The 11888-nt window shown below is 72.5% G+C and carries 11 protein-coding genes; 2 read left to right on the forward strand and 9 right to left on the reverse strand.

All coding sequences use genetic code 11. The annotated features are described in order from the left end of the window. Positions 1–350 precede the first annotated feature (350 nt). On the reverse strand, positions 351–1358 hold the full coding sequence (locus tag ACIGW4_RS37040; RefSeq protein WP_359592325.1) for a stage II sporulation protein M: 1008 nt from the start codon (positions 1356–1358) through the stop codon (positions 351–353). A 119-nt stretch (positions 1359–1477) separates the two neighbouring features. On the opposite strand from ACIGW4_RS37040, the gene ACIGW4_RS37045 reads away from it, so the two are divergent. After that, positions 1478–2440 (forward strand): RDD family protein, encoded by a 963-nt coding sequence (locus ACIGW4_RS37045; RefSeq protein WP_399586015.1) that lies wholly within the window; start codon positions 1478–1480, stop codon positions 2438–2440. Between the two features lie 9 nt (positions 2441–2449). On the opposite strand, the gene ACIGW4_RS37050 is transcribed toward ACIGW4_RS37045, so the two are convergent. The 8 genes from ACIGW4_RS37050 to ACIGW4_RS37085 form a co-directional block, all read right to left on the reverse strand. Continuing rightward, positions 2450–3064, reverse strand: coding sequence for a hypothetical protein (locus tag ACIGW4_RS37050; protein ID WP_398714305.1), 615 nt, complete (start codon positions 3062–3064; stop codon positions 2450–2452). A gap of 153 nt (positions 3065–3217) precedes the next feature. Then, positions 3218–4672: an adenosylhomocysteinase gene (gene ahcY / locus ACIGW4_RS37055; protein ID WP_123459259.1), complete on the reverse strand. Its 1455-nt coding sequence runs from the start codon at positions 4670–4672 to the stop codon at positions 3218–3220. 336 nt (positions 4673–5008) lie between these two features. After that, a complete protein-coding gene (locus ACIGW4_RS37060; RefSeq protein ID WP_123459258.1) occupies positions 5009–5974 on the reverse strand; it encodes a cation diffusion facilitator family transporter in 966 nt (321 codons plus the stop codon). A 66-nt stretch (positions 5975–6040) separates the two neighbouring features. Next, on the reverse strand, positions 6041–7192 hold the full coding sequence (gene manA / locus ACIGW4_RS37065) for a mannose-6-phosphate isomerase, class I (protein ID WP_123459257.1): 1152 nt from the start codon (positions 7190–7192) through the stop codon (positions 6041–6043). Between the two features lie 337 nt (positions 7193–7529). Continuing rightward, positions 7530–8678: an SIS domain-containing protein gene (locus ACIGW4_RS37070; protein ID WP_123459256.1), complete on the reverse strand. Its 1149-nt coding sequence runs from the start codon at positions 8676–8678 to the stop codon at positions 7530–7532. 232 nt (positions 8679–8910) lie between these two features. Next, entirely contained in the window at positions 8911–9093 is a 183-nt protein-coding gene (locus tag ACIGW4_RS37075) for a Trm112 family protein (protein WP_359592329.1), read from the reverse strand. 89 nt (positions 9094–9182) lie between these two features. Further along, a complete protein-coding gene (locus tag ACIGW4_RS37080) occupies positions 9183–10550 on the reverse strand; it encodes a phosphomannomutase/phosphoglucomutase (RefSeq protein ID WP_123459254.1) in 1368 nt (455 codons plus the stop codon). A 127-nt stretch (positions 10551–10677) separates the two neighbouring features. Further along, on the reverse strand, positions 10678–11112 hold the full coding sequence (locus tag ACIGW4_RS37085) for a DUF3499 domain-containing protein (RefSeq protein ID WP_123459300.1): 435 nt from the start codon (positions 11110–11112) through the stop codon (positions 10678–10680). A 299-nt stretch (positions 11113–11411) separates the two neighbouring features. Here ACIGW4_RS37085 and ACIGW4_RS37090 point away from each other — a divergent pair, with 299 nt between their 5' ends. Beyond that, positions 11412–11867, forward strand: coding sequence for a metallopeptidase family protein (locus tag ACIGW4_RS37090; RefSeq protein WP_123459253.1), 456 nt, complete (start codon positions 11412–11414; stop codon positions 11865–11867). Positions 11868–11888 lie beyond the last annotated feature (21 nt).

Here is an 11888-nt window from a genome sequence, read left to right on the forward strand (position 1 = left end):
TTTCCGGGCCCTCCGGGCGCTTCCTTCGTTTCCGACTCTATCAGATCTTTCCGATCCGATTTCCTCGGTGCTTTCCGGTCCCGTTCGCTTTCGCTTGGGGGGCCTTTCAGCGGTTTCGACTTTATCAGATTCATTTCGGCCGACCTAATCGGCGGCTTTCATGATTCGAATAAGAATCGGGGTGACTCCGTGGAATCGAATTCCCTGCCGGAGTGAGTGAGACTCTACCCGGTCGCTGCCGAACTGTCCAGTTCTAGGCAACCGTTTGAATCTACCTCCCCACGACCGCTGTGTCAACAGCTTTCGCGAGCACCGGAGGAGACTAGCAGCTCGGGAGGGGTCGACGCACATCAGGCGGCGGTGGGGAGGGTGGCGCTGCGGTCGGGCTCCTCCAGGTCTCCTGTGTCGCCGGCCCGGGCGGCGCGGCCGCCGAGCACGTACACGTAGGCGAGGAAGGCCAGCTCGGCGGCGACGCCGATGGCGATGCGGGCCCAGGTCGGAAGGCCGGAAGGCGTGACGAAGCCTTCGAGCAGGCCCGAGACGAAGAGGACCAGGGCCAGGCCGATCGCCATGCCGACGGCCGCTCGGCCCTGTTCCGCCAGGGCGGCGCGGCGGGTCCTGGGGCCCGGCTCGACGACGGTCCAGCCGAGGCGAAGTCCCGTGCCGGCGGCCACGAAGACGGCGGTCAGTTCGAGCAGACCGTGGGGAAGGATCAGGCCCAGGAAGACGTCGAGGCGGCCGGCGGAGGACATCAGGCCGATGCCGACGCCGAGGTTCAGCATGTTCAGGAAGAGGATCCAGAGCACCGGGATCCCCAGGAACGCGCCCAGGACCAGGCACATGGCCGCCGCCTGGGCGTTGTTCGTCCAGACCTGGGCGGCGAAGGAGGCCGCCGGGTGGCTGGAGTAGTACGTCTCGTACTGGCCGCCGGGGCGGGTCATCTCGCGGAGGTCGGTGGAGGCGCCGATCGAGGCCTGGACCTCCGGGTGCGTGCCGATCCACCAGCCGATGAGGACCGCGAGCAGCGTGGAGAGGACGGCCGTGGGGATCCACCAGCGGCGGGAGCGGTAGACCGCGGCGGGGAAGCCGGCCGTGAGGAAACGGGCGGCGTCGCGCCAGGAGGAACGGCGGGTGCCGGTGACGGTGGCGCGGGCGCGGGCCACGAGCTGGGTGAGCCGGGCCGTGAGCAGGGGGTCCGGGGTGCTCGACTGGACGATCGAGAGGTGGGTGGCCGTGCGCTGGTAGAGCGCGACGAGCTCGTCGGCCTCGGCGCCGGTGAGCTTGCCGCCCCGGCGCAGGAGGTGGTCGAGGCGTTCCCACTCGGCGCGGTGGGCGGTCACGTAGACGTCGAGGTCCATGATCGGCTGCTGCTCCAGGCACTGGCTGCGGACGGGTCCGTACTACTGCGGCGCGCTGCGGGCCAGCTTGGCAGACTGGCGTTCGGAGGGGCCGGGAAGGGCGGAGAAGGGTGGGTGCCGTGAGTGGTCTTGTGACGGGTGATGCGGTCGTCCTGGGGTTGCAGCCCGCGCGGCTGCCGAGTCGGGCGCTCGCGGTGCTCATCGACCTGGTGGCGGTGTGGGCGGCGTATCTGCTGATCACGCTGGGGCTCGCGGTCGCCACGGCCTCGTTGGACGAGGCGGCGGTGATGGCGGTGTCCGTCGCGTCCTTCCTGCTGGTGCTCGTCGGGGCGCCGATCGCGGTGGAGACGCTGTCGCACGGGCGGTCGCTGGGGAAGCTGGCCTGTGGGCTGCGGGTGGTCCGGGACGACGGGGGGCCGATCCGGTTCCGGCACGCGCTGGTGCGCGGTGCGATGGGGGTCGTGGAGATCATGATGACCTTCGGGGTCGTCGCCCTCGTCGCATCGCTGGTGTCCGAGCGGGGGCGGCGGCTCGGGGACGTCTTCGCGGGGACGCTGGTGGTGCGGGAGCGGATACCCGCGGCCAGGGTCCTGGCCGTTCCTCCGCCGCCGCCGTGGCTGGTGGGGCGGTTCACCGGGGTCGATCTCTCGGCGGTTCCGGAGGCCTTGTGGCTGGAGGTGCGTCAGTACCTGACGCGGGCGCGTGAGCTGGACCCGGTGGTGGGGCGCCGGCTGGCGGAGCGGCTGGCCGATGAACTGGTGGCGCGGACCGGTACGCCGCCGCCGGCGGGGGTCCCGGCCGACGCCTTTCTGGCGGGGATGGTGGCCGAGCGGCAGGCGCGGGACGCCCGGCGGGCGTTCGCCCCGGCGGGCGCCGGGGCGGTGCCGGGGGCTGTTCCTCCGGCGCCTGTTCCGGCTGCCTCGGTGGTCGATCCCCCGGTTCCCCCGGTTCCCCCGGTTTCTCCGGTCGTCGTCTCCCCTGCTGCTTCCCCCGTTGCCGCTCCCCCTGTCGTCGCTCCTCCCGTCGGCGGGGCGTCTGTGGAGTCCGGGACGCGTGCCACCGGGTTCGCCCCGCCGGCCTGAGGGGTTCGGTCAGGGGAAGACCGAGGGCGGGGTTTCGAGGTCTTCGAGTTCGATGCCGGGGGCGGCGAGGACCACGTCGCCGGCGATGTGGACCGTATGGCGTTCGCCCGTCTCCAGGGCGCTGACCTGGTACTCGTCCACCATCAGGGGGCCGTTGTCAGTGGCGTGCGCTTCACTTCTCAGCAGGGCCCAGGACTGGTCGACCGTGAGGGGGGCGAGCACCGGGTCCGTGAAGGCGACGAGCCTGACACGGGTCTCGGGGGAATCGGGGGTGAGACGCAGGAGTCGCGTGAGGGCGACGAGGAACGCCGGGGACGTGCCGGTGAAGGCGTGGGCGCGCACATTGCCTTCGGTGGCGTGGGTTCCGGTGGGGTCCGTGCGGACCCAGGTGACGCCGTCGAGGGCCGCGCCGCGGACCTGCCAGCTCGCGGCGTGCAGTTCGAGGCGGATGGGGCGGCCCAGTTCGTCGACGGCCAGGTCGACGGAGCCCCGGTGATCGCCGGAGGGGGTGGTGATCTGTGAGACGTAGCGCCAGCCAGAGGGGCCGGGCGCGCAGTGGAAGTGTTCTTCACCGAGGGGGGTGTGATCGTGCGGGTCATGGAGCGAATAACGGCCGCGGGGCATGGGGTGGTCCTCGGGAGGGGCGCTTCCTGGAAGCGGTAGCGGAGGCCGGACGGGGCAGGCCCCCCGGCACGGGGGTGCGGGGGGCCTGCCTGAGTCCTCTACGGGTGTCCGGGACGGCGTCGCGTCAGCGCGCGGGCGCCGCCGGCCGGGGCATCAGTAGCGGTAGTGGTCCGGCTTGAAGGGGCCCTCGACCTCGACGCCGATGTAGGCGGCCTGCTCGGGGCGGAGCGTCGTCAGCTTGACGCCGAGCGAGTCCAGGTGGAGGCGGGCGACCTTCTCGTCCAGGTGCTTCGGCAGCACGTACACGCCGATCGGGTACTCCTGCGGCTTGGTGAAGAGCTCGATCTGGGCCAGGGTCTGGTCCGCGAAGGAGTTCGACATCACGAAGGAGGGGTGGCCGGTCGCGTTGCCGAGGTTCAGCAGGCGGCCCTCGGAGAGGACGATGAGGACCTTGCCGTCGGGGAAGGTCCAGGTGTGGACCTGCGGCTTGACCTCGTCCTTGACGATGCCCGGGACGTTGGCGAGGCCGGCCATGTCGATCTCGTTGTCGAAGTGGCCGATGTTGCCGACGATGGCCTGGTGCTTCATCTTGGCCATGTCGGCGGCCATGATGATGTCCTTGTTGCCGGTGGTGGTGATGAAGATGTCGGCCGTCTCGACGACCTCGTCGAGGGTCGTGACCTGGTAGCCGTCCATCGCCGCCTGAAGGGCGCAGATCGGGTCGATCTCGGTGACGATGACGCGGGCGCCCTGGCCGCGGAGGGACTCGGCGCAGCCCTTGCCGACGTCGCCGTAGCCGCAGACGACGGCGGTCTTGCCGCCGATGAGGACGTCCGTGGCGCGGTTGATGCCGTCGATGAGGGAGTGGCGGCAGCCGTACTTGTTGTCGAACTTCGACTTCGTCACGGCGTCGTTCACGTTGATCGCCGGGAAGAGGAGGGTGCCGGCCTGCTGCATCTCGTACAGGCGGTGGACGCCGGTGGTGGTCTCCTCGGTCACGCCGCGGATCTCGGACGCCAGGTGGGTCCACTTCTGCGGGTTCTCGGTGAGGGTGCGGTTGAGGAGACGGAGGATGTGGCCGTACTCCTCGCTGTCCGCGGTGGACGGGTCCGGGGCGGAGCCGGCCTTCTCGAACTCGACGCCCTTGTGGACGAGGAGGGTGGCGTCACCGCCGTCGTCCAGGATCATGTTCGGGCCGCCGGTGGGCGAGTTCGGCCAGGTGAGGGCCTGCTCGGTGCACCACCAGTACTCCTCCAGGGTCTCGCCCTTCCAGGCGAAGACCGGGACGCCCTGGGGGTTCTCCGGGGTGCCGTTCGGGCCGACGGCGATGGCCGCGGCGGCGTGGTCCTGGGTGGAGAAGATGTTGCAGGAGGCCCAGCGGACCTCGGCGCCGAGGGCGACCAGGGTCTCGATGAGGACGGCGGTCTGCACGGTCATGTGCAGGGAGCCGGTGATGCGGGCGCCGGCGAGCGGCTGCTGGTCGGCGTATTCGCGGCGGATCGACATCAGGCCGGGCATCTCGTGCTCGGCGAGGGTGATCTCCTTGCGGCCGAAGGCGGCCAGGGAGAGGTCCGCGACCTTGAAGTCCTGGTGGGCGGCAGTCGTCATGACTGGGCTGCTCCTCGTGTGTGCGAGTGCGAGGGTCGGTTGAGGCGCCTGGCACCACGGCAAGGCACCCTGGGCACACGAATGCCCGGGCGCTTCCTCGGTGCCGTCGTCGGAGGCCCTCTCTCCCTCGGCCGGTCCGCGGACCGCCCGACCGCCATCAGCAGCGACGTCTGGCTGGTCACGAATCTACACCGATCGGTGCGGCGGGCCACAGTCCGCACCGGACGGACGAGGCCCCCGGGGCGTGCGTCCCGGGGGCCTGGGGCGGGTGGGGCGTGCTCGCCCGCGGGGGCCGGTGGCCAGGGCCGACAGGGCCAGTGGCCAGGGCCGGTGGGGTCAGTGGCCGGGGCCGCCGGGGGTCTTGGCCGGGTTGTTGCCCGCCGAGGCCGCCGTCTCGCTGTAGATGTCGGGCTCCAGGTAGATGACCCGGGCGATCGGGACGGCGGCGCGGATGCGCTCCTCGGCGGCGTTGATGGCGTTCGCGACCTCGGTGGCCGTGTCGTCGTGCTGGACGGCGACCTTCGCGGCGACGAGGAGCTCCTCGGGGCCGAGGTGGAGGGTGCGCATGTGGATGAGGCGGGTGACGGTCTCGCCGTCGACGACGGCCGCCTCGATCTTCCTGACCTCTTCGGTGCCGGCGGCCTCGCCGAGGAGCAGCGACTTGGTCTCGGCGGCGAGGACGATCGCGATGAGGACGAGGAGGACACCGATGCAGACGGTGCCGATGCCGTCCCAGACGCCGTCGTCGGTCGCCAGGGCGAGGCCGACGCCGCCGAGGGCGAGGACGAGGCCGACGAGGGCGCCGAAGTCCTCCAGGAGGACGACGGGCAGCTCGGGCGCCTTGGCGCGGCGGATGAAGTCCTTCCAGGACAGTCCGCCGCGGATCTCGTTCGACTCCTTGATGGCGGTCCGGAAGGAGAAGCTCTCGGCGATGATCGCGAAGACGAGGACGCCGACCGGCCAGTACCAGGCCTCGATGGGGTGCGGGTGCTTGATCTTCTCGTAGCCCTCGTAGATGGCGAACATGCCACCGACGGAGAAGAGCACGATGGAGACGAGGAAGGCGTAGATGTACCGCTCGCGGCCGTAGCCGAAGGGGTGCTGCGGGGTGGCCTCGCGCTGGGCCTTCTTGCCGCCGAGGAGCAGCAGGCCCTGGTTGCCGGAGTCGGCGAGCGAGTGGACGGCCTCGGCGAGCATCGACGACGAGCCGCTGAAGAGGAACGCCACGAACTTGGCTACGGCGATCGCGAGGTTGGCGGCGAGTGCCGCCACGATCGCCTTGGTTCCGCCTGACGCGCTCATGGGTGTACGTGGTCCCTTCGTCGATGCTCCGGCTCGATCGCCGCGGTTCGGCCGGTCATTGTCGCATCAGGCCACCACGGTCGCCCGGAAGACCGTGCCCGCTCCGGTCAGTTCCATGCTCTCGCCCGCCGGTACGAAGACGGACTCGCCGGGGCTCAGGGTGACTTCGCCGGCCCGTGTGCGGCCCGCGACGGCGAGGAGGATCTGCGGGGTGGGTGCGGTGACGTCGGTCGGCGCGGCGCCTTCCGCGCGGACGTACCGGGAGAGGCGGAACTCGTCGATCGGGGTCTCGTAGACCTCCTCGCCGGAGGGGGAGGCCTCGGGGCGCAGGACGGCCAGCTCGGTCGGCTCGAAGCGGACGATGCGGAGGAGTTCGGGGACGTCGACGTGCTTGGGCGTGAGGCCGCAGCGCAGCACGTTGTCGGAGTTGGCCATGATCTCGACGCCGAGGCCCTCGAGGTAGGCGTGCGGGACGCCCGCGCCGAGGTAGAGGGCCTCGCCGGGCTGGAGCCGGACGCGGTTGAGCAGCATGGCGGCGATCACGCCGGGGTCGCCCGGGAAGTGGTGGGCCAGGGTCGCGTACGGGGTGTGGTCGCCGCCGAGGCGGTCGGCGGCGGCGTGGGCCTCGGCGACGGTGTGCGCCATCTCCTCGCGGTCGGCGGTGAGCAGGGCCGTCAGGACCTCGCGGAGCGCTGCCTCTTCGGGGTGAGCGTGGAGGAGGTCCACGTACGGCTTGAGGGAGTCGACGCCGAGCGCGGCCATGAGGTCGGCGGCCTCGACGGGGTTGCGGAAGCCGCACAGGCCGTCGAAGGGGGTGAGGGCGCAGATCAGCTCGGGCTTGTGGTTGGCGTCCTTGTACGTGCGGTGCGGGGCGTCGACCGGGATGCCGGCGGCCTCCTCGGCGGCGTACCCGGCCTTGGCCTGCGCGAGGTCGGGGTGGACCTGGAGGGAGAGCGGGGCGCCCGCGGCGAGCAGCTTCAGGAGGAACGGGAGCCGGGGCCCGAACTTCTCGACGGTCCGCTCCCCCAGTTCGCGTACGGGATCGGCGGCGATGAGCTCGTTCAGCGCGCCTCGCTCGGTGCGGGAGGGGGCACCGGGGTGGGCGCCCATCCACATCTCGGCCTGGGGCTCGCCGGTGGGGGCGATGCCGAGCAGTTCCGGGATGGCCGTCGTGGATCCCCAGGCGTAGGGGCGGACGGTGTTGACGAGGCGGTCCATGGTGCCTGCCAGCTCCTCGGGGCGGTGACGGATCTTCGGGTGTCGGGTGACAGGTGACAGGGGGTGGGTGACGGGTGGGTGTCGGGGAGGGGGGTGCGGGGGTGACGGGGTGGTGGCCGGGGGCCTGCCGGGGGCCTGCCGGGGCGGGCGCTGTGCGGTGCGGGGCGTTGGGGTGCGGGTTCAGGCGTGGAACGCGAGGCGCCGCTCAGGGCGCCGTCCCGTGTGTCCACCCTCCCCCCAAGCTCTCGGCTTCGCTCGAGCAGGGGGACCCCCCTTGCCCCAGCGGGACGATCGCCCACACGGGAGGGTGGGCGGGGCCGGCGGGGGCGGGGCGGGGCTAGTGCGGGGTGCGGGTCGGGGTGGTCAGGGACAGGTACACCGCCGCGAAGTCCGTCACCGCGAGCAGCTCGGCGAGGGCCTCCAGTTCGCCGCCCTCCTCCGGCTCCAGCTCGCTGATCGCGGTCCCGTGTCCGAGGGCCAGTTCGCGGGCCGCCGGGGCGGCGGTGAGCCCCTCCGCCGGGCGGTCGCGGAGCAGGACCACGCGCGCGCGGAGCGCCTGCGGCTCCTCCACCCGGTCGCGGAAGAAGTCGTCCGGATCCGCGCCCGCCGCGTAGTCGCCCGCCAGGAGGACCCCGTGCGCCGGCAGTGCCTCCGGGAGTTCCGCGGCGAGGGCGGGCAGGCCCGCGAGTTCGGCGAGGACGGCGGCGAAGCGGCGGCCCGCCGGGCCCGCGGCGTTGCCCTCGGTCCAGATCAGCGGGAGCGAGTCCGCGAGCTCGGCGGCGAGCGTCTTCGCCGGGTTGCTGTACGTGGCGATGGCCGGGCCGCAGCGTTCCGCCGTGCGGTCCAGGCGGTCGGCGGCCTTCTCCAGGGCCTCGGGGGGTGCCTCGATGAGCCCCACGCGGTCCAGGAGCGCGAGCAGCGGGGTGAACAGGGCCCAGAGGGCCCCCGGGCTGGCCGCGATGGACTCGGCGTACTCGTCGGGCGACTCGTTCGGGGCGATCGCCATCGGGACGAACAGGCCGCGCGAGCCGTTGACCGCCTCGGCGAGCGGGGAGTCCTTCGGGGCGACGGCGACGACCGTGATCCCTCGGCGGTACGCCTGCTCGGCGAGGAGGGCGAGGCCCGGTTCGCCGCCGTCGGTGGTCGGGAGCAGCAGCAGGTCCACCGAGCCCGCCCAGCCCGGCAGCGCCCAGCGCAGGGCGCCCGCGGCGGGGGCGACGCCGGTCGGCTGGAGCCGTACGACGGGGGCGGCGGCTCCGGCGAGCGCGCCGATCAGATCCGCGACGCCGGCGGCGGCGGTGCCGGGGCCGGCGACGAGGACGGCGCGGGGGCGGCCCTCGGGGCGGAGGTCCGCGATGCCGGCCTCGGCGGCGTGGCGGGCGGCGGTCCGTACCCGTGCGCCTGCTTCGGCGGCGCCGCGGAGGAGGCCTCGGCGGTCGGCCAGGGCGAGGTCGTCCGGGGCGTCGAGGAGGGTCTCGTCGAGCATGTGCGGTGCCTCCCGTTGCGGGGCGCTGCTTGTGCGGGGCGGGGCGGGCGGTGCGGGTCGCGCCGGTGCGGGGCCTCGGGGTGCGGGTTCAGGCGCGGGCGCCTCGGGCGCCGGCAAGGGCGCCGTTCCGTTGTGCCCACCCGTTCCGCCCCGGCGGAACGACTGCCCACAACGGAGGTGGCGGAGGCGGGGGGGGTGGGCACCGCCCCCACTGGCGCCCCGGGAGCGGCGGTTATGCCGGCTTGCGGGCCTCGTCCACGAGGAGGACCGGGATGCCGTCGCGGACCGGGTAGGCGAGGCCGCAGTCGGCGCTCGTGCAGATCAGCTCGGGGGTCTCGTCCGCCGAGCGGTCGTTCAGCGGAGCGTGGCAGGCCGGGCAGGCCAGGATCTCCAGGAGGCCGGCTTCGAGCGGCATGGGATGTCCCTTCGAACAGACGGATCGGGCCAGGTCAGCCTACCGCCGGGGAACGGGGCACGCCCCCGTTCCCCGGCGGGGCGGCGGGGTCAGTCGGTCGCCCGGACCAGGGCGAGGACCTCGTCGCGGATCTTGGCCATGGTGGTCTCGTCGCGGGCCTCGACGTTGAGGCGGAGCAGCGGCTCCGTGTTGGAGGCGCGGAGGTTGAACCACCAGTCCGCCGCCGTGACCGTGAGGCCGTCGAGCTCGTCGAAGGTGATGCCCTCCTCGCCCTCGTACGTCGCCCTCACCTTGGCCGTGCTCGCCGCCTGGTCGGCGACCGTCGAGTTGATCTCGCCCGAGGAGGCGTACCGGTCGTAGGACGAGACCAGCTCCGACAGGGTGCCCTCCTGGCCGCCCAGGGCCGCGAGGACGTGGAGCGCGGCGAGCATGCCGGTGTCCGCGTTCCAGAAGTCCTTGAAGTAGTAGTGCGCCGAGTGCTCGCCGCCGAAGATCGCTCCGGTCTTCGCCATCTCCTCCTTGATGAAGGAGTGGCCGACGCGGGTGCGGACCGGCTCGCCGCCCTGCTCGCGGACGACCTCCGGCACCGACCAGGAGGTGATCAGGTTGTGGATGATCGTTCCGCCGGGGTGCTTGGCGAGCTCGCGGGCGGCGACGAGGGCCGTGATCGCGGACGGGGAGACCGGTTCGCCGCGCTCGTCGACGACGAAGCAGCGGTCGGCGTCGCCGTCGAAGGCGAGGCCGAGGTCGGCGCCCTCGGCCCGGACGCGGGCCTGGAGGTCGACGATGTTCTTCGGGTCGAGCGGGTTGGCCTCGTGGTTCGGGAAGGTGCCGTCCAGTTCGAAGTACATCGGGACGGTGTCCAGCGGCAGGCCTTCGAAGACCGTCGGGACCGTGTGGCCGCCCATGCCGTTGCCCGCGTCGACGACCACCTTGAGGGGGCGGATCGCGGTGAGGTCCACCAGGTTCCTGAGGTGGGCGGCGTAGTCCGCGAGGGTGTCGCGCTCGATGATCGTGCCCTGCTTCGGCGCCGGCTCCGGGGCGCCCTTCTCGCTCCACTCCTCGGCGAGGGCGCGGATGTCGGCGAGACCGGTGTCCTGGCCGACGGGGGCGGCGCCGGCGCGGCACATCTTGATGCCGTTGTACCGGGCCGGGTTGTGGGAGGCCGTGAACATGGCGCCGGGCAGGCCGAGGCTGCCGGAGGCGAAGTACAGCTGGTCCGTGGAGCAGAGCCCGATGAGGGTGACGTCGGCGCCGAGGCGGGCCGCGCCGCGCGCGAAGGCGGTCGCGAGGCCGGGCGACGAGGGGCGCATGTCGTGGCCGATGACGATCGCGTCCGCGTCCGTCACCCGTACGAAGGCGGCGCCGAAGAGCTCGGCGAGCGTCTCGTCCCACTGGTCGGGTACGACTCCGCGGATGTCGTACGCCTTCACGATCTGCGACAGATCGGCAGTCACGGATCCACCCTCCTGAGTGCTCTGACACGTGTGGACACGCGTGTGCGGCGCGTGTACGGAACGCCCAAACTACCCGGAGCGGGGTCGGGGGGTCGCGGACGGTGGCCGGATGCCGCCGGTCGCCGCGTCAGTTGTCAGGGGAACGGAGCACCCTGAGGTGTCCGCGGCGCCCGACCTCCATGGGGTCGCCGCCGCGGCCTCCGCCGATCTTGCCGCCGGCCTCGGCCGCGCGCTCCTGGGGGCGGGCCGCCTCCCGGACCGCGTTGGCCAGCGCTTCGAGGTCGTCGCCGCTGGGGCGGGTGGGGGCGGATCCGTCGGAGAGCCGCACCACCTCCCAGCCGCGCGGGGCGGTGAGGCGCTCGCTGTGCTCGGCGCACAGGTCGTAGCAGTGGGGCTCGGCGTAGGTGGCGAGCGGGCCGAGGACCGCAGTCGAGTCGGCATAGACGTACGTCAGTGTCGCGACGGCAGGGCGGCCGCACGCGGTGCGCGAACAGCGACGTACAGGGCTCACGACGTTGGACGGTACCGCACTCTTGAGCGGGCCGCGACGACTCTCCCTCAGGTCACTCCACCGTGTCGCGGTGTGACCTCCGCCACCCCCCTTCGGGTGACGTCCGCTCTGACCTGCGAAGGAGGGGGGCCAAGGGGTGGGAGGCAGGAGGGTATCCGGACATCTTGGGATACGAATCCGGTCAACCAGGGCCAGATGGCCGATCGCCACGAGCCGCCGAATCGGGCACGGGCTCGGCCGGAATGTTCAGGTTTCGACAAGGGCCGTGGCGGAGGCGCGGGCGCGCCGGGGAGGTCGGCGAGGATGCGCCACGGTGCGCTGGGACGGATGAGGGTTACGCTGCGTCAGTGATGGACAGTCCTGTGCCGCCGAGCCCCCCGCACCGTCCCGCGGAGCCCCCGGCGGAGCCTCGGGTCCGCCGCCGCGACCGGCACGGCCGCGGGATGCGGGGACCGGTCGCGCCGCCGCAGGTGCCGCTCTCCGCGAGCCGGGCCGACACCTTCCGCGATCTCGTCCTCGACTCGGTGGAGCGCCTCGAACGGCGCTGGCCGCAGCTGGCGGACGTCGACTTCATGGTGATGGAGGTGCCGCCGCCGGTGCCCGGCGAGACGGTGCCGCTGGGTGGTGCCGTGCCCGCCGAGAAGAACGAGCCCGCGCGGGTGGTCGTCTATCGACGGCCGGTGGAGATCCGCTCCAAGAGTCGGGACGAGCGGGCGATGCTGGTGCACGAGGTCGTCGTGGAGCAGGTCGCGGAGCTGCTCGGGCTCTCGCCCGAGTCCGTTGATCCTCGCTACGGGCAGGACTGAGCCCGCGTTCTCTCGCGCGGG

Origin of the sequence: Streptomyces sp. NPDC053513, assembly GCF_044544765.1 — a bacterium.
GTDB lineage: Bacteria > Actinomycetota > Actinomycetes > Streptomycetales > Streptomycetaceae > Streptomyces > Streptomyces litmocidini.

Coding starts and splice junctions, on each gene's coding strand:
- ACIGW4_RS37040 (WP_359592325.1), bottom strand. CDS start 1,358: ATGGACCTCGACGTCTACGTGACCGCCCACCGCGCCGAGTGGGAACGC.
- ACIGW4_RS37050 (WP_398714305.1), bottom strand. CDS start 3,064: ATGCCCCGCGGCCGTTATTCGCTCCATGACCCGCACGATCACACCCCC.
- ahcY (WP_123459259.1), bottom strand. CDS start 4,672: ATGACGACTGCCGCCCACCAGGACTTCAAGGTCGCGGACCTCTCCCTG.
- ACIGW4_RS37060 (WP_123459258.1), bottom strand. CDS start 5,974: ATGAGCGCGTCAGGCGGAACCAAGGCGATCGTGGCGGCACTCGCCGCC.
- manA (WP_123459257.1), bottom strand. CDS start 7,192: ATGGACCGCCTCGTCAACACCGTCCGCCCCTACGCCTGGGGATCCACG.
- ACIGW4_RS37070 (WP_123459256.1), bottom strand. CDS start 8,678: ATGCTCGACGAGACCCTCCTCGACGCCCCGGACGACCTCGCCCTGGCC.
- ACIGW4_RS37075 (WP_359592329.1), bottom strand. CDS start 9,093: ATGCCGCTCGAAGCCGGCCTCCTGGAGATCCTGGCCTGCCCGGCCTGC.
- ACIGW4_RS37090 (WP_123459253.1), top strand. CDS start 11,412: ATGGACAGTCCTGTGCCGCCGAGCCCCCCGCACCGTCCCGCGGAGCCC.